Raw genomic sequence first — 22,902 nt, 5'->3', positions numbered from 1 at the left:
GTGATTCTACTATCTGTTTTAGCTGAAAAGCTTAATGCAGAGCTGATTGGAGACGCCGCTTGCGGCGTTTCTTCTGTGGCTCCGTTAGAGAAGGCTGGCGCAGGCCAGCTTAGTTTTTTATCGAACAGCAAATTTCGATCATACCTCGCACAAAGTCAGGCGTCAGCCGTGTTAATCAAAGCGGATGATCAGCCCTTTGTGGCGCCAGGTGTTAATGTGTTAGTGGTCGCTGATCCTTACGTGGCCTTTGCAAGGGTCGCGCAGTTATTTGATACCACACCGAAAAGTGCATATGCCGGTATTCATCCTACCGCGGTCGTTGATCCCACTGCGCAATTGGCAGAGGGTGTAGCAATTGGTGCTAAGGCGGTTATTGCGGCAAATGCGGTTATTGGTGTTGGCGTGCAAATTGGTGCGGGTTGTTATATCGGTGAAGGTGCGAAGATTGCTGCAAATACGCGTTTATGGGCCAATGTCACAGTGTATCATCGAGTAGAAATTGGTGAACGCTGTATCATTCAAAGTGGTGCTGTTATTGGTGCGGATGGCTTTGGTTTTGCCAATGAGCGCGGCAATTGGTTGAAAATACCGCAAACAGGTACAGTCATTATTGGTAATGATTGTGAGATTGGTGCCAATACTTGTATTGACCGCGGGGCCTTAGAAAACACCCTTATTGGCCATAATGTGATTATTGATAATCTGTGCCAAATAGCACATAACGTGAAAATTGGCGATCATACGGCGATGGCGGGGTGTAGCACTATAGCGGGTAGCACAACGATTGGTCGCTATTGTATTATCGGTGGTGCCGCAGTCATCAATGGCCATATTGAGATTTGCGATGGTGCACATATTTCAGGTATGGCGATGCTAATGAAGCCCATCACGGAAAAAGGCGTCTATACTTCAGGTTTACCGGCAACGACTAATGCCGAATGGCGTCGTAACACGGCTAAGCTTAGACAAATTGATCAGCTTTATCAGCGTGTAAAGCAATTAGAAAAACAACTGGCGGCGCCCGTAGCAGCGGCCGTTTCGTCAACTGAGGAATAATTTTGGCGAATCAACTGAATACTCTGGATATCCAAGAAATCATGGCGTTATTGCCGCATCGGTATCCTTTTTTATTGATCGATAAAGTACTGGATTACACACCAGGTGAAAGTTTAACGGCGTTAAAAAATGTGACAATTAATGAGCCCATTTTTACTGGCCATTTCCCTGGCATGCCTATTTTCCCAGGCGTATTGATTCTAGAGGCGTTAGCGCAAGCTACCGGTATTTTGGGTTTTAAAACCGCCACAGAACGATCTGAGAATGAATTATATTTGTTTGCGGCTATCGACGAAGCGCGTTTTAGAAAACCGGTAGTACCAGGCGATACCATGATTCTTGAAGTGAAGTTTTTAAAAGAACGTCGTAATCTATGGAAATTCTATGGAGAAGCGAAGGTTGATGGCCAGGTTGTATGCTGTGCCGAATTGATGTGTGCCAGAAGAGAGATGTAACGTGATCCATCCTACCGCGGTAATTGAAGCCAGCGCCAAGCTGGGACAAAATGTAACAGTGGGTGCTTTTAGCTATGTCGGTCACAATGTGGTATTGGGTGACGATTGTGTATTAGAGACGCATGTTGCAATAAAGGGCCCTACCACGATCGGCAAGGGAAATCACTTTTACCAATTTTGTAGTATTGGTGAAGCGTGTCAGGATAAGAAATACAAAGGTGAACCTACAGAATTAATTGTAGGTGATTACAATGTGTTTCGTGAGGGCTGCTCAGTACACCGTGGTACGATCCAAGATCAAGGCAAAACCATTATTGGTAGTCACAATCTCTTTATGAACACCACGCACATTGCGCACGATTGTGTTATCGGTAATCACGTGATTTTTGCCAGTGGCGCACAAGCAGCAGGTCATGTACATATTGGCGATTGGGCTATTCTCGGTGGTATGACCGGTGTGCACCAGTTTGTGCAAATCGGAGCACACAGCTTTTGTGGCGGTGGCTCTATCGTGTTAAAAGATGTTCCACCTTACTTAATGGTGCATGGTGCACCTTGTGTTCCTGCTGGCGTAAATACTGAAGGCTTAAAGCGTCGTGGCTTTAGTAGCGATGCTTTATTAGAGATACGCCGAGCGTATAAAGAAGTCTATCGTAAAGGCCAAACAGTGCCTGAAGCGCTACATGCGCTCGCAGAAAAATCTGCCAGTATGCCTGAGGTGAAAGCCTTTACTGACTTTATTGCGAATGCTTCGCGTGGTATTGTGCGTTAAACACCTTACCGGTGCAGAAAAATAAAACATTAACGCTCTGCTCTGGGTTTTTCGAGCAGAGCGTTTTTCTTTGAGTTCATTGGGATTGTTCGTAGGGATTTTTGCCTCATTATGGCTAATGTAGCGTTAGTAACATCTTCACCACGTAAATTCGCCTTAATTGCCGGAGAACATTCTGGCGATATTCTTGGCGCGGCCTTAATTGTGGCATTAAAGCAGCAGCATCCCACAGCGGAGTTTTTTGGTATCGGTGGGCCAAGGATGCAAGCTGAAGGCTTCAAAGCGCTGTTTGATATGGAAGAATTGGCCGTGATGGGCTTGGTTGAAGTCCTTGGACGCTTACGTCGTTTACTGCAGATTAAACGTGAGATCACCACGGCGATTACCGCGGCCAACCCTGATATTTTTATTGGCATTGATGCCCCCGATTTTAATTTACCGGTTGAGCTAGCCTTAAAACAACAAGGTATTAAAACGGTACACTATGTAAGTCCCTCTGTATGGGCATGGCGGCACAAACGTATCTTTAAAATTGCGAAAGCCACTAACATGGTATTGGCATTGTTACCCTTTGAAAAAGCGTTTTATGACAAATACGCGGTGCCTTGTACGTTTGTGGGGCACACATTGGCCGATAGTATGCCACTTCAGGTCGATAAAACGCAGGCGAAAACGGCCTTAGGGTTAAACCCAAGCCAACCCGTATTAGCTATTATGCCGGGCAGTCGAACCAACGAAATTACCTTACTCGCCCCAGATTTTTTACGCGCCGCGGCTGAATTACAGCAACAACATCCTGAACTACAACTGATCACCAATATGGTAACAGCTGAAAAGGCGACGTTATGGCGTCGGATGAAAGCCGAGTATGCCCCCGATCTAGAGGTCACGGAGTTTATTGGTCAGGCGCGGCAAACATTGCTAGCGGCCGATGCCACATTTATCGCATCAGGCACGGCCACGCTTGAAGCCATGCTAGCTAAATGTGCTATGGTCGTTGGATACAAGACCAATTGGTTAACCTATCAAATCGCACGGCGTTTAATTACGCTACAACATGTCAGTTTACCTAATTTATTGGCGGGACGTGGCATGGTCACCGAATTGCTGCAAGCTGATCTTACTGTGCCTGCACTGGTTAAGGCTATGCAACCTCTCGTATTGGGTATTGATGTCTCGTTGACCGCAGAGTACGAGCGTTTACATCAGCAATTACAGCAAAATGCTAGCGCGGTTGCCGCCGCCACTATTTTACAGGTTATGGCAGATGAGTGAGTTACAGCGTCCCAAGGTGGCGTTATTGTGTGGCGTTGATGAAGTGGGGCGTGGTCCACTGATTGGCGCGGTGGTGACGGCTGCAGTGATCCTTGATCCCGCCAAACCGATTGCAGGGTTAGCCGATTCAAAAAAGCTAACGGAGAAAAAACGGCAGTTATTGGCAGCAGAGATAAAACAAAACGCCTTATGTTGGGCGTTAGGGCGGGCGGAACCCAGCGAAATTGATGCGCTGAATATTTTGCATGCCACTATGCTGGCGATGCAACGCGCGGTAGCCGCACTTGCCATTCAGCCCGAATGGGTCATGATTGATGGTAATCGTTGTCCGCCATTGGCTATGCCTGCGACAGCGGTGGTAAAAGGCGATGCATTAATACCAGAAATTAGTGCGGCGTCTATTCTAGCCAAGGTCGCGCGTGATGAAGAAATGGCGCTCTTACATCAGCGTTATCCCCAATTTGGCTTTGCCGATCATAAAGGTTATCCAACAGCCGCGCATTTGGCGGCTATCCAGCAATACGGTATTTTGGCGGAACATCGTCGGAGTTTTAAACCGGTGCGACTGATAGCCGAGCGTGATGCGTTATCCTGTGCCAACACTGAACAAGGTAGTCGCTGATGCGTGAACCGGCTTTTATCCATTTACGGGTACACAGCGATTTCTCTATGATTGATGGCGTCGCCAAGATTAAACCTATTGTTAAAGCGGCGGCGGCTACGGGTATGCCCGCTCTGGCCTTGACGGATCAGATGAACCTGTGTGGTTTAGTGCGTTTTTACAGTACCGCGCATGATGCGGGTATAAAGCCGATCATCGGCGTCGATTGCTGGGTACAGCATCCGATTTTTCCGGGTGAGTTAAACCGCTTGCTGATTTTATGTGCCGATAATACCGGTTATCAAAATCTCACTACCCTGATTTCTAAAGCGTATTTACGTGGCCATGTAAATGGTAAACCACAGCTCGATCACGAGTGGTTAGTCGAACATGCCGAAGGGTTAATTTTACTCTCAGGCGCGAAAGACGGTTTGCTGGGGAAAGCCCTGCTAAAGGAAAACCCGCAAAGTGTGCAGCAACTGGTACAGTTTTACCAGCAGCATTTTCCTAATCGTTACTATGTAGAATTAACTCGCACTGGCCGGCCAGATGAAGAGCGTTATATTCAAAAGGCGATTCAGCTAGCTGAGCAGGCACAACTGCCTGTGGTAGCGACCAATGAAGTGGTATTTTTAAAGGCTAGCGATTTTGCGGCGCATGAAATTCGTGTGGCAATTCATGATGGCTATACCCTAGATGACAAAAGACGTCCGAAGAACTATTCTGAACAACAATATCTGCGGACCAGCGAGGAAATGCAGCAGTTGTTTGCTGATATCCCAGAAGCGTTGGAAAACAGCGTTGAAATAGCCAAACGTTGTAATGTTACGATCCGGCTGGGTGAGTATTTCCTACCCGCCTTTCCAACCGGTGGTTTATCTGACGCCGACTTTTTGGTCTTAAAATCACGTGAGGGATTAGAGCAGCGTTTATTGCAATTATTCCCAGATGAGCAGGTACGCGCTGAAAAAAGACTGCCTTACGACGAGCGTTTGCAAATAGAACTCGATGTTATCAACCAAATGGGCTTTCCTGGCTACTTCCTGGTGGTTATGGAGTTTATTCAATGGAGTAAAGATAACGATATTCCGGTGGGACCAGGGCGCGGTTCAGGCGCCGGCTCATTGGTCGCTTACGCGTTAAAAATCACGGATTTAGATCCCTTAGAATTTGATTTACTGTTTGAGCGTTTCTTAAACCCAGAGCGGGTGTCGATGCCCGACTTTGACGTCGATTTCTGTATGGATCGGCGTGATGAGGTAATAGAACACGTTGCAGATATGTATGGCCGCGAGGCCGTATCGCAAATTATCACCTTTGGAACCATGGCGGCTAAAGCCGTTATTAGGGATGTTGGCCGAGTGCTAGGCCATCCCTATGGTTTTGTTGATCGTATTTCCAAACTGATCCCGCCTACGCCGGGGATGACGTTGGAACAAGCCTTTAAAGAAGAGCCGCGCTTACCTGAACTTTACGACTCAGATGAAGACGTGCGCGATCTAATTGATATGGCACGCCAACTTGAGGGCGTTACCCGAAACGCGGGTAAGCATGCGGGGGGCGTTGTTATTGCGCCCACTAAGATCACCGATTTCTCCCCACTTTACTGTGACGAGCATGGCTTAAACCCGGTTACCCAGTTTGATAAAAACGATGTGGAATACGCCGGTCTGGTCAAGTTTGACTTCCTTGGCTTGCGTACGCTGACCATTTTGCAGTGGGCACTGAATATGGCCAACGCTCGCTTGAAAAAGGAGGGCAAAGCTCCGGTCGATATTAATACCATCCCATTAGATGATCGTTACAGTTTTCAGGTATTGATGCGTGCCGATACCACGGCGGTGTTCCAGTTAGAATCGCGCGGTATGAAAGATCTGATACGCCGCCTGCAGCCTGACTGTTTTGAAGATATGATCGCACTGGTCGCGTTGTTCCGTCCGGGCCCTTTACAATCAGGCATGGTAGATAACTTTATCGATCGTAAACGCGGCCGAGAAGACATTTCTTATCCAGACGCCACTTGGCAACACGAATCATTAAAGCCCATTTTAGAACCCACTTACGGCATTATCCTGTATCAAGAGCAAGTTATGCAAATTGCGCAGGTGCTGTCGGGGTACTCGCTAGGCGGTGCTGACTTACTACGTCGGGCCATGGGTAAGAAAAAGCCGGAAGAAATGGCTAAGCAGCGTGATACCTTCCAAGAAGGCGCGGCTAAAAACGGTATTGATCCAGAGCTAGCAATTAAAATCTTCGATCTGGTAGAAAAGTTTGCCGGATACGGTTTTAACAAATCGCACTCTGCCGCCTATGCGTTAGTGTCTTATCAAACCTTGTGGATGAAAGCGCATTTTCCAGCTGAATTTATGGCAGCTGTTATGTCGGCAGATATGGATAATACCGACAAAATCGTGACACTGGTTGATGAATGCGAGCGGATGAAACTGACCTTGATCCCGCCAGATGTGAATACCGGTCAATATAAATTCACCGTTAACGAGCACGGTCACATTGTATATGGTATTGGCGCGATCAAGGGGGTTGGCGAAGCCCCGATAGAAGCAATTATTGAAGCGCGGCAAATCCATGGTGAATTCAGTGATTTATTTGATTTTTGTGCCAAGGTCGATTTAAAGCGCCTGAATAAGCGTGTGATGGAAAAGTTGATTTTATCTGGTGCAATGGATAGGCTGGGACCTGAACGTAAAAAACAGCAACATCCTGGGCCACTGCGCGCGATCTTAATGGCCAGTCTTGAAGAAGCCATGAAAGCTGCAGAGCAACACGCCAAAGCGCAAGCGGTTGGACAAGACGATTTATTCGGTTTGCTGGCAGGGCCTGATGAGCACTCGTCCAGTCAAAGTTTTAAAATCGTGCCATTATGGGCAGATGATGTGTGGTTGGAGGGAGAGCGAGAAACCTTGGGATTGTACCTAACAGGACACCCAATTAATCGCTATCTTGATGAGATAAAACATTACGTTAATTGTCGCTTAGTTGAGTTACAGCCCACTAAAAAAGATCAGAGCGTGCAAGTTGCTGGCTTAGTGGTAGCCGTGCGTATCATGATTAATAAAAAGGGGCGGCGCTGGGGTATTGTTACGTTAGACGATAAATCGGCGCGTTTAGATGTGCGTTTTTTCACAGAACAGCTGGAAACGTTCGAGCATTTGCTACAAAAAGACCGTATTTTGCTGGTGAGTGGACAGGTCAGCTTTGATGATTTTAATGGTGGCCTTACAATGTCCGGCCGCGATGTCAGCGAAATCACCGCGATGCGTGAAAAATCGCTGAAATCACTGAATATAACGGTACAATCAACGCAGATTGATCAACATTACTTGCCTAAACTGCAGCAAGCGCTGGATGAGTTTAAAGCGGGTACGGTGCCAGTGAATATCTGGTATCAGCGAGAAGAAGGGCAGGTTAGACTGCAGTTGGGTACGGCTTGGTGGGTTACGCCCACAGACGCTTTGTTGCATCAGTTAAAGCAAATTGCGACAATAGAATTGGAATTTAATTAATTAGGTAATGATAGTCGATGATGCTGAATTATTTAGAGTTTGAGCAACCTATTGCTGAACTGGAAGCAAAAATAGACGAGTTACGCAATGTCAGTCGCAATGGCGATTATGATCTTGGGTTAGAAGAAGAAATAAATAAGCTCAAAGAGAAAAGCCTAACACTGACCAAAAAAATCTTTTCGGAGTTAGGCGCGTGGCAGGTTGCACAGTTAGCACGGCATCCTCGCCGGCCCTATACGCTGGATTATCTTGAGCACATTTTCACTGATTTTGATGAATTGTGCGGTGATCGTGCTTATGCCAACGACAATGCGATTATTGGTGGTACGGCTCGAATTGGTGAGCAAGCCGTTATGGTCATTGGCCATCAAAAAGGGCGTGATACCAAAGAAAAAATTCGTCGTAACTTTGGTATGCCAAGACCAGAGGGCTATCGTAAAGCATTACGCTTAATGGAAATGGCTGAACGTTTCAAATTGCCCATTATCACCTTTATTGATACACCGGGAGCCTATCCTGGGATCGGTGCTGAGGAGCGTGGACAGTCTGAAGCTATCGCCCGTAATTTAAAAGTGATGGCGGGCTTAAAGGTGCCCATGATCTGCACGGTCGTAGGTGAGGGCGGCTCAGGCGGCGCTTTAGCTATTGGCGTGGGTGATAAAGTTAATATGCTGCAATACAGCACCTATTCAGTGATCTCGCCAGAAGGGTGCGCATCTATTTTGTGGAAAAGTGCTGAAAAAGCGCCATTAGCGGCAGATGCTATGGGCATTACGGCGGAGCGTTTAAAAGAGCTTAAGCTGATTGACGAGGTAATTGGTGAGCCTTTAGGGGGCGCCCATCGCTCTGCAGAGCAAATGGCCAGCTCACTGAAGGCGGCGTTGTTGCGTGATTTAGACAAACTGCAGAAACTCAGCATTGCCGAATTATTAGACCGCCGTTATAAACGTTTAATGTCATACGGTTACTGTTAACATCGTCTTGGGTTTTTACTGTTTAGGCGTTGTTGCTCAAAACGCTAGAAGCGCAAGACAGTAAAGTGTGACGTTGACCTGCGTAGGTTAGGGGCTGGATGTTAGCACTTGCACAAGTTATCAAAACAGCACTGTTAGCGCAAATTGAGCAGTTAGCACACCCAGCTGGGGAAACTCGGCTGGTGTTAGCCTACAGTGGTGGTTTAGATTCGCAGGTGTTGCTGCATATTCTTGCCCCAATCTGCCACGATATGGCCATAGCTTTATTTGCTGTTCATGTGCATCATGGTCTTAATCGTCAGGCCGATGCCTGGGCGACTTTTTGTGAGACGCAATGCCGAGCGCGTCAGGTCGATTTCCATTTGCGTTATGTGAGCCTAGATCCTCAGCATAATGTTGAGCAAGAAGCTAGAACCGCACGATATGCTGCCTTAGCGCAATTTGTCACAACCCCTTCCACCCTTCTCTTAACGGCGCATCACGCTGACGATCAGCTTGAAACAGTACTATTGGCGTTAAAACGCGGCGCAGGCTTAACCGGTTTAGCCGGGATCCCCCAGCTACGCGCTTTTGCACAAGGGCAATTATATCGGCCGTTGTTAACGTTTTCTCGGCAGCAACTTGAAGCGTTCGCTGTTGCTGAACAGCTACATTGGATTGAAGATGACAGTAACGCAAATACTGACTTTGATCGCAATTTTTTGCGTCACATTATTGCACCACCATTGAAACAGCGCTGGCCAGCGCTGACCAAAACGGTGACGCGCAGTGCTGAACATTTACAACACGCGCATACATTGGCTGAACATTACACCTCGTTGGCATTAACGGCTTGTTTAGAGGGCGATCGTCTTAATCTATTGCGTTTAGCACAGTATCATCCGTTACAACAGCCCTTAGTTATACGACAATGGCTGGCAGCTGCAGGCCTGAATCCGGATACGCAATGGCTCAGTACGTTGCAAGCTGAAGTGATTGGCGCCCGTCAAGATGCTACACCGATATTACATTTAGGTTCGTTGCAGGTGCGTCGGTATTTACATTGGCTATACCTACTGGCTGATCCGCCAGCCATTCGCTCAGGGATGGCCGCTGTGGTTAGCGTGGGTAAACCTCAATATGTCGCAGAGGGACAGGGCTATTTGCACTGGCATGCAGAGGGTATACAAGGTGCGGTAGCGATTGCTTCTGATCACCAAGAATTTACTGTCGGTTTTGGTTTACTCAGTAGCAACTTTAAACCAAGTGGCCAGCCCACTAAGCCGTTAAAACAGTGGTTTAAACTATGGCAAGTGCCGCCTTGGCAGCGCAGTCAGGTCCCGCTATTATTTGCAGATGAGACCCTTTATGCCGTTGTAGGCTTTGCCAGCCGTTGCGCGGCAACGGCTGGTAAGAATTGGCTTAGCTGGCAGCCAGTAACGCCCCAGCGCGTGCCTCAGCAAACTTTGGGCGAGTAAGTGAACTATGACGGACTTTACCTTTGCCAGACAACTTGGCTTGGTATAAGGCCTCATCGGCTTGATGAAAAACATCTCTAGCTTGTTGCTCTGGCGCCAGTCGGGCAAGACCAATGCTACACCCAACCTGATGCTCGGCTAAAAAAGCATCTTGCTTAATCGCCTGCAATAAACGCTCTGAAACTCGTTCAGCATGCTCAGCATCACTGTCGCTTAATAATACGGCGAATTCATCACCACCAAACCGAAACAAACTGTCTGTGGCGCGTAAGGTATCACGCATACAATCGGCTACTTTTAGTAGCACGTCATCACCAACGCTGTGCCCAGAAATATCGTTAACCTGTTTAAAGTTATCTAAATCGAGTAACAACAATACAAACGGAGACTGGTGTCTTTTGGCCAGTTGTATGGCTTTAGCAAAACTGTCGTCAAAAAAGCGTCTATTACCTAACAAGGTAAGCGGATCTTTTAATGCCATTTGTTGTAAACGGCTAACGACCAAAGCATTACGTAAAGCAAATAACCACTCAGATTCTAATAATAAGAGTTGTTGTTGAATTAGGGGAGTAAAAGCGTACTCCGCTTCGTAGCATAACTCAGCCAGTACTTGTTTTTCTAAAGTTAAAGTCACTAGATGTTGGTGTTGGCCATTTTTTGAGCCACGTGCCGTAAACTCACCTAAAGCTGTTTTTAAGGTTAAGCCGCTCAACGTAAGGACTCTGCCCGCACTCATTGAAAAAATGTCCAACTGCTGCTGTAAATCTAACGTGGTTTGTAATTGGCTTACCAAACTGTTTTCACTACAGTCTGGACTGTCTTGCCAGTTGCTACTAATCGTTAGATCGCCAAACGCATTTGTTAAGTTGCCCGATTCTTGCCACATATCAACACCATCGTTGTTCAATTGCACTTGGTGTAAATAAGCAAGTATCAAGCCATTATTCTATGATATTGATTTTAATAGCTATTTTTTGATTACTTCTGCGTGTGTCGTCTTTTTGACGGCGTTCTCTTGCGGCGCGAATGGCGAGGGCGCGGCAAGAAATTGCATGATGTGAGGTAACTGATTCATACCATCTTGATAGCCTAATTCTACTAAACGGCGCGTATATTTTTGTTCAAATAATAAATAACTGACTAAACTGGAGTCAGAATGTTGTCGAATACCGGTTAAGCGTAACAAGGTACGAATCGCCATGGGTAAACATAAAAAGTATTCACTGGCGAGCTGACTAAAGTTCTGGCTAGGATTGATCAATAAACTTTGGATAGGTTTTAGCTCGGTAGCAATATTATGCTGCTGTAAGACTTCAGCGGTTTTATTAATACGGTTTAATCGCTCAAGATCAGAGTTAAGGGTATCGGTGAACACGGTATCTAGCAAATGTCCAGCTACCGTCGCGACATCTGGATGATGCAGTAACCGATTATGTTGCTCAGTAGGCCTAGGATCATCGACACCAATGATTAAAATTTTGTCAGCGCCTAAGTGAATCGGCGCACTAAGGGGAGCCAATTGGTTTACTGAGCCATCCCCATAGTATTGTTGATGGATCCGCACTGATGGGAAAATCAACGGGATCGCGGCCGAAGCCAATAAGTGATGAATGCCTAACAGCGTTTTTTGACCGCAACGTTTTGCTCGGCGCCATTCATTCGCGCTATCAGATTGAAAAAAGCTAATCGAATCGCCGCTGTTATAACAGGATGCGGTAACTGAAAAGCTGGATAAATACCCACGCATAATATTGCGATCAATCCGCTGCAAATCCAAAATGCGCGTTAATAATTGCTTCAACGGTTTATTGTCGAGCAAGCTCACGGGTTTTTTGTTGGCATAGTCAGCTTGAAAGGCGCTGTAAATGCTGCGGATCAGCTGCCTTAAAAGACGAGGATAATCAGAATAATACACATGGCTTGTATGAAAATTGCGCCACACTGATTCTATTTTTTTTACACCCAGGTGAAAACAGGACGCATAACACGCTAACCCCGCACCGTTGATGGCGCCTGCCGACGTGCCACAAATAATCTGAAAGGGCAAAGGGCTTGTGCGTGGATATTGGCTTGCGATCGCTTTTAGTACGCCAACTTGATAGGCCGCGCGTGCTCCGCCCCCTGTAAGCAAAAGCGCCGTTTTGTGTGCAGCCGGCTCAGATGTAACTGCCATGTTCTTCCTTAAATGAACTTTTTCTTATTATCAGGCTCTGTGTAAACAGACTACCGTGCATAAAGAGTATATTGCTGATATTTCAGATTAATGCAATGCTATACCTCTTTTTAGGTAATTTTTCAGTGAGTATGGGTAGAATGCTATGACACAACAGGCTTCAGGTACGGGTCAATCAGTTTATTATGCCGGTTTAGCCGGCGTGGTCATTATCATTATTGGTGCACTTTGGCTGTTATTTAGCGGTGGCGACGACAACACAGAGACTGTGGCGTTACCGCCTGTGATACTTCCGACGCCAGACGTTACACCTGATCCCGCACCCACGTTGTCTGAACCCGAGCCTGCTATTATTCCTACGGAGTCTCCGGTTGTTGCTCAAGTTCAACTAGAGCCCGCCGAGCCAGTGATCCCAGAACCCGTATTGCCACCACTTCCTGCGTTAGACGATTCAGATGCGATGTTAGCGGCTGATTTTTTTGCGTTAAATTGGAAGCCGGGTTTAGCCGGTTTGTTCAACCGAGAGGAGATGATTCGTCACTTTGTGGTGACTATCGATAACCTCGCGCAAGGACAATTAGTGGCTGGGCATAATGTGTTAACAGCTCCAGCGAGTGGTTATCAGGTAGAAAATATTGCACAAGATCGTTATAAAGTGTCACCGAATAATGCAACACGCTACGAGCCGTATATACAGTTACTCGAAAGTGTGCCGGTTAGGCAATTATTAGCGTTAAAACAGCGCTATCAGCCGCTTTTAGATGAAGCATTTGCTGAGCTTGGCTATCCAGATTTGACGTTTGATCAGCGTTTGCGTCAGGCTATTGCCGTATTATTGGCCACACCGCGTTTGGATGCTGATGTTGAGTTAACGCGACCCACCGTGTTTTATACTTATGCTGATGAGCAGCTTGAAGCACTTCCCGAAGCGCAAAAACAAGTATTACGTTTATCGCCTGCACAGCAACAACGTTTAAAAGCGTTGTTGACCGCGTATCAGCAAGCATTAGGTAACTAATTGCTTGTTTTATCAGCAGCAAAGCGTTATTCAGCCGGATAGCGCTTGCAACAGACTCGCCTTTTACGGATAATGCACCTGTGTTGTGAAGCGGCTTCTTAGCCTCTTATTTCAATCACAATAGCACTGCAATGGTAACTCCATTGGTCCTCTCGCAATACTAGTAGGCGAACCTGGTCAGGTCCGGAAGGAAGCAGCCACAGTTTATGATGTATGTGCCGGGATGTGGCTGGTGGAGTTGCCACCCACCTTTAAAGCCCATTTTGTCTACGCTTCGCCGATTGAATTTTCTGCCAGCAAAAAATCTATTACTGGTTATCCAAAAAGCTGCATGCTCTGGCCACGGCCTCTTTGACTTTCATCGACATTTCAAAACGCTCGCTCTGCGGCATGTAAAACGCCATATCGACTTCATATCGTATATAGCGCGGTGGCAACAGATTAAGCGAGATGCAGCAAAGATCTGCCAAATATTCAGGATCTTTCTCTTGGTCAAGTCCCAGCGCGATAATGTGATCGAGTACTAATTTTTCGTAATAATTATGAATATCGTCATCTAATTTCATGTTTATAACTCCTAAACGGGCTTAAATATAATAGGGTAAAAGGTGCGATAAGCAAGCGCCTAACTGCGACAAAGCCAACGCGATGAACCGCGTTGATCGCTAACCGCATCAATTATGTGCCTTAACAGACTTACGCTATCAGCATAATCAGCTTCGACAGAAAAGACCACTGAAAGATTGAGTTAGTGTTGAGCCTTGTTACAATGCCACACCCTTAGGCCACGGAGGCAACCCGATGCAAAAAAATACCACACCTTGTTATTATGGCGATTACTTACAACTCGACAAACTGTTAACGGCTCAAGCACCCGAGAGTGCGCGTTACGGCGCAGAGGCACACGACGAAACCTTGTTTATTATTGTGCATCAAGTGTACGAGTTATGGTTTAAGCAAATTTTGCATGAGTTAAAAGCAGTCATGTCGGTGTTTGCCGCGGCTGAAGTCAAGGATGAGCAACTAACCGGTATCGTGCACAAGCTAAAAAGGATCATCAGTATCCAACAGCTACTGAATCAACAAATTGCCGTATTAGAGACCATGACACCTCAAGATTTTATGGCGTTTCGGGATTATTTGGTTCCCGCATCAGGCTTTCAAAGTATTCAGTTTAAAATGTTAGAAATTGGCTTGGGATTAAAAACGGAGTACCGAATCGATTTTGACAAAAATGCGTTTTACAGTCGTTTAAACGAACCTGATCGGGTCTTCTTGCAAGCCTTGGAGCATGAACCCAGTTTATTTGAGCGCGTTGAAAAATGGCTAGAACGCATGCCCTTTTTACAATTTGATGAATTCAGTTTTTGGCAAATGTATCAGCAAGCGACCGAGACTATGTTGGCGCGTGATCAGGCGATTGTCTCAAGTATTACGCAAATTGCTGAGCATGAACGTGCGCTACAGCTAGCGGAGATCGCGCGTACCCGGGAAAAGTTTGCGGCCTTATTGGACGCGCAACAATATCAGACACTGCAGCAGCAGGGCAGTTTTCGGCTAAGCCAAAAGGCCATGTTGTCAGCGTTGTTTATAAATCTTTATCAGGAAGAACCCTTATTTAATTTGCCTTTTCAGCTGTTAACGTGTTTAACCGAAGTTGATGAGCAATTAACTATCTGGCGCTATAAACATGCCATGATGGTACAACGTATGTTGGGCAGTAAAATAGGGACTGGCGGTTCTTCTGGGCACGATTATCTGAAGCGCACCACGGAAAAAAATCGTATATTCACCGATTTGTTTTCAATGGCGACGTTTTTGTTACCCAAATCTGCATTACCTGCATTACCACAAGCCATAAAACGGCAATTAGGATTTTATTTTGCTCCCCAAAGGTGAGCCTTTTACCGTAAAAGCGGCTTTGAACAATTGCAGATGGACCTGCGTAAGGGCGTCTAAATCACGTTGATAGCCGCCACCAATGACTGCAGCAACGGGAATACCTTGCTGCTGACAAAGGCTCAGCACCAGTTCATCTCGGGCCGCAATGGTGGCTGTGCTTAAATTGAGGAGTCCTAAATCATCCGCATGATGCACATCAACGCCGGCATCGTAAATGACTAATTCCGGTTTGTGCCAGCTTAGTAGACTGGTCAAGCTTTGTGATACGGCCTCCAAATAAGCTGCATCACTACAATTACGGTCTAAACCAATATCCCAATCCGAATGCTGTTTACGTGCTGGAAAGTTTTTTTCGCAGTGAATTGAAGCAGTAATGATGTGACGATTTTCGCTAAAAAGTTGTGCGGTGCCATCACCTTGATGCACGTCTAAATCGAAAATTAAGATCGGGCCTACGCCACGTTGTTGTAACGTGGCGGCAGTAAATGCTAAATCATTAAACAAGCAAAAACCGCTTCCTACATCGTAAAAAGCGTGGTGGTAGCCGCCGCTCAAATGTATCGCCAAGCCTTGTGAGCCCTGTGCTAATGCGAGTTCAGCCGCCAGTAAGGTACCGGCGGTAGAGGTTAATGAGCGAGAAATTAGCTGTTGCGACCAAGGGAAACCAATACGGCGCATCGCTTTTGGATCTAGCGTGCCTTCACATAAACTCTGGATATATTGTGGATCATGAATCACCGCCAGTGACGATGGCATAATTGCTGATGGGGTGGAAAACTGCTCTGCTGGTACACCCAGCTCACGTAAACGTTGATACAAAGTACGATATTTGCCGATAGGATAGCGATGTAAAGGCGGTAAAATTAACTCACTATAACATTCATGATAAACCAATGCGGGTAAGTCTACTGTCATACCAATTTACCTGATTCAAGCTGTTGTATTTGTTGTTCAACTTCATCAATTGCTCGCCGACAACGACCTAATCGCGCTTGCAGTGCCAGTGTTTTGTGTGTTGCATCGGCGCTTTGATCACGCTGCGCTAATCGCACCATATCTAATAAACGTTGCTCAAATTGCTGATATTCACTGAGTTGTTGATAAAGCTGTTGACCACTTGCGGCCAATTGTTGCACGACCGCTTTGGTGCGCGTAATACTGGGTGCTTGGCGCACGTCACGATTACGAAACGCCAACGTGAGTGCGTTTACTTGTTCATTGACGCGTTCAATTAAACGCTGACGAGCGGCTATTGATAAATGCTCAGCTTGGCGTTGTAAATGTTCGACATGGCGTAGACTATCTAAAACATAATCAGCAAGATCGGGCGAGTGGCAGCTAAATAAAGCAGAATCGAACCAGTGGGTGGGTTTGCCCGCTTTTTTTTTCCGATCCAATTGTTGTGCCCAGCTGAGTAATTGCTGTAACAGCGTTTTTAACTGGATAATTTGTTGCTGGGTATCCATTAGCCTTGGCTCCATGCCTGCCACGCGAGCCGAGCGGCAATGGCAATCACTACACTGATAAAAATAGGTCGAATAAATTTACTGCCAAAACGGATTGCCGAGTGTGCGCCTAACCAGGCACCTAACATTAAGCATAATCCCATAGCAATACCCAACGTAAAGTGTACATGCCCTAAGATAATAAAAGCCGCCAATGAAAAACCATTGCTAACAAAATTCATCGTTCGCGCTACGCCACTGGCGAGTAGCAGATTTATTTTATACAGCGCCATGGTTGAGACCATCCAAAACGCACCGGCACCTGGACCCGCTACACCATCGTAAAACCCGAGTGTTAAACCTTGAAGCCGTTGTTGCCAATAGAGTTTTCGATTTTTTTCGGGTAAAGCAAGGCGATCGTCTGGTTGCATACGATTAAATAACGTATACAGCGCGGCAAATAAAATCAAAATGGGTAATATTTTTTCTAGCAACTCGGTGCTGATTTGATCCACCGCCAGCGTGCCTAAAATGGCGCCTATAGCAGTAAACACCAGGCTATACCGCCAAAAATCAGGGTTGAACAGTTTTTTACGATAATAGGTTACAGAAGCCGTCATTGAGCCAAAGGTCGCTGCCAGTTTATTGGTGCCTAATACGACATGAGGCGGCAAACCGGCGGTGAGCAATGCGGGAACCGTTAATAAACCGCCTCCACCAGCAATGGCATCAATGTAACCGGCAATAAATGCCACACTGCACAATAGCAGCAAGAGCTCAAGGGTAAGCGTAATCTCTGGTATCAAAATAATGTATCCTTAATACATTTTTAACGATTCGTGCTAACCATTTACCATCGCAACATGGTCGAGGTTTAAGTTTTAATTGGCACGATTTAGCCCGTTACTTTCAACGTCCTATCACAAGAAAGGTATGGCAAGTTCGGTAATCGTATTGTTATGTTTTGTATTAATACTCAATACGACGCCGAAAAGGCGGTAGCGCGTCAAGCATCGCTTTGCCATAGGTTTTAGACACTAAGCGCCGATCCAGGATCACAATACGCCCGTGATCATGTTCTTGCCTAAGCAGTCTACCACAAGATTGCACCAGTTTTTTTGCCGTGGCGGGGATGCTTAATTGTAAAAAAGCATTTCCCCCACGGGCGCTAATGGCTTCGCTTAAGGCTTCTTCTAGCGGAGAAGTGGGCACGGCGAAGGGTAATTTTGTAATAATCAAATTTGTAAGCAGGTCGCCGGGTAAATCCAACCCTTCAGAAAAACTTTGTGTGCCCATTAAAATACTTTTATTACCTGCTTTTACCTGCTGAGCATGTAATTGCAGTAAAGCCTGACGTGACGCTTCGCCTTGAACTAATAACGAAAAACCCGATTGTCGCAGCGCAGTTGCCACTTGTTGCATTTGCCAGTACGAGGCAAATAACACCAATGAACCTTCTTTTTCCGTGAGATAGGCAGGTAACAGGCGAATTAATTCGTCGGTAAAAGCCGGATCTGTTGGCTCACATCGTGTTTTAGGTAGCAGAATTTCGGCTTTTTCGTGGTACGCAAAAGGAGAATCTACTTGTAGGCATTGTAAACCGGCATGCTCAGTGAGCCCGAGTTCACGTTTGGCGTAATCAAATGAATTTAGCGCCGTTAATGTTGCTGAGCACAATATTACGGCAAATGCCTGACTGAAAAAAGCCGTTTCTAGCGGTAAACTTGCCGATAGGGGCGTGGCATGAAGGTGTAGCAGAGGGCTTGCGCGGTCTACTGCCTGTTCGGGGATATCTTTACTAATCCAGCGCGCTTGCCACGCCGGTTCTTTTTGTTCTTGATGCAGTAATTGCCACAGCGTATGTTGCTGTTCAAAGCGTTGTCGGGCATAAGCCAGCTCTTGAAGTAAGGTATAGCCTTGCTTTGCGGCTTTCGCGGTAGCAGATTTTTGTTCGGCCACTGTGGTTTGCAGTTCGGTGAGCAGTTTTTCACAACTTCCTGCGGCTTTTTGTGCACTTTGCCAAATAACCTGAGCTTGCTGTTGCCATAATTTTGGTAACGCCGCGTGTTTAAAACGATAGTCTGTTTGTTCTTTACTAACAAACCATTGCGACAAAAAACCGGGTAAGCTTCGTTCAACCGGTTTTAATGCCGCATGAAAATCACTGACCGTATCATCCAATTTTAAAATATCGCGCAAGCTGGTGTCGGGTAAGATCGCTTGCAGCGTTTGTAAGTTTTTGCGCAACTTCTCTAGCCATTGTGCATTGTCAGACACTTGTGCACTGGCGCTTAACAGTTCTCGACCACATACAGCCAAATGATGCGCTTCATCAATAACATAAATGCAGTCTGCTGGCGCGGGGAGTACGCCGCCACCTGTCAGGATGTCGGATAACAATAAACTGTGGTTAACGACCAATACCTGCGAATCAATAATCTCGGCTCGGGCTAAATGAAAGGGGCAAGTCAGATGGCGTCGCTGCGTTTTACTACAATGATGGGCGTCAGCTTGCAAACTAAACCAAAGCGCATCACTGACTGGCTCAGGGAGGCTATCACGGTCCCCTAACCAACGTCGTTCGCGCCAAGCCTCCCACAAACGCTGCAGTAACCGTTGATGTTCAGGTTCAGGCGCAGTGCTGGCAAATAACATGGGTTGCTGGATGTGTTGTTGTAACCGCTCAATACAGGCATAGCGTTGCCGACCTTTTACTAAGGTAAAATTAAACGATAAGCCACTATGCTGGTGAAAGAAAGGCAAATCCTTGGTAACTAATTGCTCTTGCAAGGCCACTGTTGCCGTGGCGATGATCACGGTTTTTTTTTGGCTTAGCGCATAAGGCAGAGTCCCTAGAATGTAAGCTAGCGATTTGCCAGTGCCAGTACCCGCTTCAATTAAGCCAATGCGATCGTGCCGATCATAATGGCCAGCAATGATACTGGCAATTTCAGCAATCAGTTTATTTTGTGCGGGCCGAGGTTGGTACCCGGGCAGCTGGCACTTTAACTGTTGGTGTATGGTACGGATTTGCTGTTTTTGTGCGTCGGTAAGCATATATGTTCTGTATAAATGTACAGCGAGTATTCTAACGCGCGCAAACAAGGAGAGCCAGTTTTTCTAAAAAATAGAGAGGGAGGTGTTTTTTTGAAAAAAATAACAAAACTGCAGCTGAGATATTACTGGTAAGAGCAGTTTGATTTTGTATTGTTTATTTTACAAATTATTCTTATCTAAAAAGCCTTAAACCCGCCAAAATCGCTACAGTAGCGGCTTAGGTTTACATTTCATGATGTATTTCAACAATATATCTTCTTTGTTGTAAGCGATGTGTTGCAATTAACAGCGGGCGCTAACGATTTGCGACTAATTGACAACGTAGTAAGACAACCAGAATCCGAAAATGTTCCGTAAAAGCGGTTGACCCAGCAGAAAAATTGCGTTTATTATCGGGGGGCGTTACTCGGAATCCAATCCGTGCTAAAGCGAAATTTTTTTCGCATCAGAATTAGTAACTGAAAAAACAGAATCACAACACGTGGTCCAGGGAGTTTTACATGTATTCAAATAATAAATTAAGCAAAGCTGTGCGCTTAGCTATCGCGTTCGGCGCGGCTTCAACCTTTACCGGTGCAGCTATCGCTCAACAAGCAGCACAAGATGACGAATCAACTGCTAAGGTTGAACGTATTGAAGTTACTGGTTCACGTATCAAACGTACTGATTTAGAAGGTGCGGTGCCAGTTACTGTTATCGACCGCGCTGCAATTGACTTCTCAGGTCAAACTTCAGTATCAGATTTAATTCGTAATATTTCGTTCAACTCATCAGGTTCTTTCCGTCCACAATCTGGTAGTTCAGCGCAAGGTATTTCACAAGTTAACTTACGTGGCTTAGGCTCTGAGCGTTCGTTAATTTTAGTTGATGGCCGTCGTTTGCCAAAATCGCCTTCAACGGGTAACTCACAAGATTTAAACTCAATTCCTATGGCGGCTGTTGAGCGTATTGAAATTTTATCTGATGGTGCCTCAGCGGTATACGGTTCTGATGCTATCGCAGGTGTTATTAATATCATCACCAAAAAAGATTTCAATGGTGTAGAGCTTCGTTTAGGTCAAGCTTCTGTTAGCTTACCTTCAGAAGGCGGCGACCGTGAAGAAGGTTCAGCAGTGTTTGGCGCTAGCTCAGGCAAATCATCTGTGATCGGTGGTGTTTCATGGAACGAGCGTGACATCATTTTTGAACGTCATTATCCATGGGTACAACCAGGTGTATCAAGTTTTGGTAACAACTGGCAGTTAGCGTCAGGTGGTTTCCGTTCTATCACCTCAGCAGCTACTTGTGATGGCTTACAAAACTTCTTTTCAACGGCTTCTGGTCTGTGTGCATACAACTTTAACGCGACTAACGCCAACGAAGCTTCTACTGGTAACACCTCTGGCTTCTTAAAAGCTGAGTATGATATCAATGATGACTGGAAAGTCTTCTCTCACACTTTAGTATCTAAAACTAAGTCGTTTGGTCGTTATGCACCGTCATTAAATGACGCTGGTGAAGCGCGTTTCATTGCCGCGAACAGCATCAATAACCCAACAAACCCAGCTAGCCCATTCTTTGATGCAGCTAATGGACCAAATCGTCAAGTGTTGTATCGTCACCGTTTTGCTGCATTAGGTAACCGTGATAATCAAGTTGACAACTGGTCAACCGATTTCTTAATCGGTGCCGAAGGTCAAATTGGCGGTGCCATTGTGGATTTCGGTGTTCGTAAGAGCAAGTCCAAAACCTATGAAATCGGTCGTAACTATCTGATGGGCTCTAACGCCAGACGCGCAGTTGATAACGGTACTTACCGTTTAGATGACCCGTTCGGTGCGCGTTTCACAACGCCAGGTGAGATCAGTGCTTACACCGCTTTATTAAATAGCTTAAAAGTAACTACCAGCCGTATCGGTGTATTCGATCAAGAAGAAGCTTTTGCATCAGTATCTTTTGACGCCTTTGAATTGCCATCTGGTATGGTACAAATGGTTGCCGGTACTGAATACCGTAAAGAAACTTATGCTGACATTTACGACTCATTATCAGAAGCTGGTCAAGTAGGTGGTTCTGCAGGTAACAGTGCGGGTGGTTCACGCGATCTGAAGAGTGCTTATGTTGAAGCATTAGTGCCTATCGTTGATGGTTTAGAGCTGTCTTTCGCTGGTCGTTACGACAAATACTCTGATTACGGTAATGATTTCTCACCAAAAGTCGCACTGCGTTGGGAAGCTGCTGAAGGTTTAGTGTTCCGTGGTTCTTACGGTGAAGGTTTAGTGTTCCGTGGTTCTTACGGTGAAGGTTTCCGTGCACCTACGTTAGATATTTTAACGCAGCAGCCACAGCCAGGTAACCCAGGCGTAAACGATCCGGCAACCTGTATCAACTTTGGTCAAGCCGCAAACTGTAACGTACAGGTTCAGGCTATCACTATTGCTAACCCAGAAATCAGCTCAGAGTCTTCTAAGCAACTTTCTCTTGGTAGCGCATGGCAGCCTACAGATTGGTTAAACCTGTCTGTTGATTACTATGATATCAAAATCACTAACTTAATCCGGTTCTTTGGCGCGGGTACTATTTTACAACGCGAACAAACTGGTCAGGCATTGCCACCAGGTATCGGTTTAACGCGTTTCCCAAGCGGTGGTATTGAGTTAATCACTCAAGGTAACTCGAACGAAGGTGAATGGGCGATCAGTGGTTTAGATTTTAACATCAACACCAACTTCGATTTCGGTAACTTTGGTCGTTTAAATCAAACATTACAGTTAAGTCACCGTCTTGATAGCAAGATTGATGGCGGTCGTAACACAGTAATGGATCCAGGTGAACCAAGACAACGTGGTGTATTCAGCAACGTCTATGCATTTGGTGATGTTGACGTAGCCTGGAACATTAACTATATCGGTTCACAGTTTGCTGATGTTGAAGCGGTAGCTGGCGGCGCCATTGAGCGTTCAGGTCATTTCCCAACGTGGATCACACACGATCTGCAATTATCATACTCATTACCAACCAACACTAAGTTAATTGTTGGTGCGAATAATGTGTTTGAGAAAGAGCCAGTATTAGGTACTGATCCAACGTTCTCTCGTAGCTACAACTTCGATTTGTATGATGCTTACGGTCGCGTACTGTACTTCCGTATCTCTCAATCGTTCTAATTAGTTAGCTGTTATTAAGGGCGAGTCTTACTCGCCCTTTTTTTTGG

Annotated in this window: 18 protein-coding genes and 1 other RNA gene; 12 read left to right on the top strand and 7 right to left on the bottom strand. The window is 46.0% G+C overall.

Going from position 1 to position 22,902, the window contains the following annotated elements; genetic code table 11:
* The 8 genes from lpxD to tilS all read left to right on the top strand — a co-directional run bounded on the left by lpxD (position 1) and on the right by tilS (position 10,114).
* Positions 1-1,056 carry a UDP-3-O-(3-hydroxymyristoyl)glucosamine N-acyltransferase gene (lpxD, locus tag IE070_RS02115; protein WP_189479953.1) on the top strand — a complete coding sequence of 352 codons (1,056 nt, stop codon included), beginning with the start codon at positions 1-3 and terminating at the stop codon, positions 1,054-1,056.
* A gap of 2 nt (positions 1,057-1,058) precedes the next feature.
* Positions 1,059-1,511 (top strand): 3-hydroxyacyl-ACP dehydratase FabZ, encoded by a 453-nt coding sequence (gene fabZ / locus IE070_RS02110; RefSeq protein ID WP_189479951.1) that lies wholly within the window; start codon positions 1,059-1,061, stop codon positions 1,509-1,511.
* Between the two features lies 1 nt (position 1,512).
* Entirely contained in the window at positions 1,513-2,283 is a 771-nt protein-coding gene (lpxA, locus tag IE070_RS02105; protein ID WP_189479949.1) for an acyl-ACP--UDP-N-acetylglucosamine O-acyltransferase, read from the top strand.
* A 111-nt stretch (positions 2,284-2,394) separates the two neighbouring features.
* Positions 2,395-3,558: a lipid-A-disaccharide synthase gene (gene lpxB / locus IE070_RS02100; protein WP_189479947.1), complete on the top strand. Its 1,164-nt coding sequence runs from the start codon at positions 2,395-2,397 to the stop codon at positions 3,556-3,558.
* Entirely contained in the window at positions 3,551-4,180 is a 630-nt protein-coding gene (gene rnhB, locus IE070_RS02095; protein ID WP_189479945.1) for a ribonuclease HII, read from the top strand. The genes lpxB and rnhB overlap by 8 nt, the downstream gene beginning before the upstream one ends.
* Entirely contained in the window at positions 4,180-7,683 is a 3,504-nt protein-coding gene (gene dnaE, locus IE070_RS02090) for a DNA polymerase III subunit alpha (RefSeq protein WP_189479942.1), read from the top strand. The genes rnhB and dnaE overlap by 1 nt, the downstream gene beginning before the upstream one ends.
* 17 nt (positions 7,684-7,700) lie before the next feature.
* Positions 7,701-8,657 carry an acetyl-CoA carboxylase carboxyl transferase subunit alpha gene (gene accA, locus IE070_RS02085; protein ID WP_189479940.1) on the top strand — a complete coding sequence of 319 codons (957 nt, stop codon included), beginning with the start codon at positions 7,701-7,703 and terminating at the stop codon, positions 8,655-8,657.
* Between the two features lie 98 nt (positions 8,658-8,755).
* Positions 8,756-10,114, top strand: coding sequence for a tRNA lysidine(34) synthetase TilS (tilS, locus tag IE070_RS02080; RefSeq protein WP_189479938.1), 1,359 nt, complete (start codon positions 8,756-8,758; stop codon positions 10,112-10,114).
* Here tilS and IE070_RS02075 read toward each other — a convergent pair.
* Positions 10,059-11,051 (bottom strand): GGDEF domain-containing protein, encoded by a 993-nt coding sequence (locus tag IE070_RS02075; RefSeq protein WP_229796890.1) that lies wholly within the window; start codon positions 11,049-11,051, stop codon positions 10,059-10,061. The genes tilS and IE070_RS02075 overlap by 56 nt on opposite strands.
* Before the next feature lie 30 nt (positions 11,052-11,081).
* A complete protein-coding gene (locus IE070_RS02070; RefSeq protein ID WP_189479936.1) occupies positions 11,082-12,287 on the bottom strand; it encodes a patatin-like phospholipase family protein in 1,206 nt (401 codons plus the stop codon).
* 145 nt (positions 12,288-12,432) lie between these two features.
* On the opposite strand from IE070_RS02070, the gene IE070_RS02065 reads away from it, so the two are divergent.
* Positions 12,433-13,305 (top strand): DUF3014 domain-containing protein, encoded by an 873-nt coding sequence (locus IE070_RS02065; protein WP_189479934.1) that lies wholly within the window; start codon positions 12,433-12,435, stop codon positions 13,303-13,305.
* Positions 13,306-13,446: 141 nt separating this feature from the next.
* Positions 13,447-13,543: signal recognition particle sRNA small type (ffs, locus tag IE070_RS02060), an RNA gene on the top strand.
* A 70-nt stretch (positions 13,544-13,613) separates the two neighbouring features.
* On the opposite strand, the gene IE070_RS02055 is transcribed toward ffs, so the two are convergent.
* Positions 13,614-13,871 (bottom strand): late competence development ComFB family protein, encoded by a 258-nt coding sequence (locus tag IE070_RS02055; RefSeq protein WP_189479933.1) that lies wholly within the window; start codon positions 13,869-13,871, stop codon positions 13,614-13,616.
* A 235-nt stretch (positions 13,872-14,106) separates the two neighbouring features.
* On the opposite strand from IE070_RS02055, the gene IE070_RS02050 reads away from it, so the two are divergent.
* Entirely contained in the window at positions 14,107-15,204 is a 1,098-nt protein-coding gene (locus IE070_RS02050; RefSeq protein WP_189479930.1) for a tryptophan 2,3-dioxygenase family protein, read from the top strand.
* Here the strand turns inward: IE070_RS02050 and IE070_RS02045 are convergent.
* The 4 genes from IE070_RS02045 to dinG all read right to left on the bottom strand — a co-directional run bounded on the left by IE070_RS02045 (position 15,175) and on the right by dinG (position 19,709).
* A complete protein-coding gene (locus IE070_RS02045; protein WP_189479928.1) occupies positions 15,175-16,122 on the bottom strand; it encodes a histone deacetylase family protein in 948 nt (315 codons plus the stop codon). The genes IE070_RS02050 and IE070_RS02045 overlap by 30 nt on opposite strands.
* On the bottom strand, positions 16,119-16,673 hold the full coding sequence (priC, locus tag IE070_RS02040; RefSeq protein ID WP_189479927.1) for a primosomal replication protein PriC: 555 nt from the start codon (positions 16,671-16,673) through the stop codon (positions 16,119-16,121). Before priC ends, IE070_RS02045 begins: the two co-directional genes overlap by 4 nt.
* Positions 16,673-17,458, bottom strand: coding sequence for a sulfite exporter TauE/SafE family protein (locus IE070_RS02035; protein WP_189479925.1), 786 nt, complete (start codon positions 17,456-17,458; stop codon positions 16,673-16,675). Before IE070_RS02035 ends, priC begins: the two co-directional genes overlap by 1 nt.
* 163 nt (positions 17,459-17,621) lie before the next feature.
* Positions 17,622-19,709, bottom strand: a complete 2,088-nt coding sequence (gene dinG, locus IE070_RS02030) for an ATP-dependent DNA helicase DinG (protein ID WP_189479923.1) — start codon at positions 19,707-19,709, stop codon at positions 17,622-17,624.
* A 500-nt stretch (positions 19,710-20,209) separates the two neighbouring features.
* Between dinG and IE070_RS02025 the strand changes: the two genes are divergently transcribed.
* Entirely contained in the window at positions 20,210-22,855 is a 2,646-nt protein-coding gene (locus IE070_RS02025; RefSeq protein ID WP_189479921.1) for a TonB-dependent receptor plug domain-containing protein, read from the top strand.
* Positions 22,856-22,902: the final 47 nt, after the last annotated feature.

Origin of the sequence: Alishewanella tabrizica (genome assembly GCF_014652375.1) — a bacterium.
In the GTDB taxonomy this organism is placed as follows: domain Bacteria; phylum Pseudomonadota; class Gammaproteobacteria; order Enterobacterales; family Alteromonadaceae; genus Alishewanella; species Alishewanella tabrizica.
The sequence above is the reverse complement of the archived record's forward strand: the minus strand, read 5'-3'. Positions and strand labels throughout refer to the sequence as shown.

Bases quoted from the DNA above. Each gene is read 5' to 3' on its own strand.
- lpxB (WP_189479947.1), top strand. From the start codon at position 2,395: ATGGCTAATGTAGCGTTAGTAACATCTTCACCACGTAAATTCGCCTTA.
- rnhB (WP_189479945.1), top strand. From the start codon at position 3,551: ATGAGTGAGTTACAGCGTCCCAAGGTGGCGTTATTGTGTGGCGTTGAT.
- dnaE (WP_189479942.1), top strand. From the start codon at position 4,180: ATGCGTGAACCGGCTTTTATCCATTTACGGGTACACAGCGATTTCTCT.
- accA (WP_189479940.1), top strand. From the start codon at position 7,701: ATGATGCTGAATTATTTAGAGTTTGAGCAACCTATTGCTGAACTGGAA.
- tilS (WP_189479938.1), top strand. From the start codon at position 8,756: ATGTTAGCACTTGCACAAGTTATCAAAACAGCACTGTTAGCGCAAATT.
- IE070_RS02070 (WP_189479936.1), bottom strand. From the start codon at position 12,287: ATGGCAGTTACATCTGAGCCGGCTGCACACAAAACGGCGCTTTTGCTT.
- IE070_RS02065 (WP_189479934.1), top strand. From the start codon at position 12,433: ATGACACAACAGGCTTCAGGTACGGGTCAATCAGTTTATTATGCCGGT.
- IE070_RS02055 (WP_189479933.1), bottom strand. From the start codon at position 13,871: ATGAAATTAGATGACGATATTCATAATTATTACGAAAAATTAGTACTC.
- IE070_RS02050 (WP_189479930.1), top strand. From the start codon at position 14,107: ATGCAAAAAAATACCACACCTTGTTATTATGGCGATTACTTACAACTC.
- IE070_RS02045 (WP_189479928.1), bottom strand. From the start codon at position 16,122: ATGACAGTAGACTTACCCGCATTGGTTTATCATGAATGTTATAGTGAG.
- priC (WP_189479927.1), bottom strand. From the start codon at position 16,673: ATGGATACCCAGCAACAAATTATCCAGTTAAAAACGCTGTTACAGCAA.
- dinG (WP_189479923.1), bottom strand. From the start codon at position 19,709: ATGCTTACCGACGCACAAAAACAGCAAATCCGTACCATACACCAACAG.
- IE070_RS02025 (WP_189479921.1), top strand. From the start codon at position 20,210: ATGTATTCAAATAATAAATTAAGCAAAGCTGTGCGCTTAGCTATCGCG.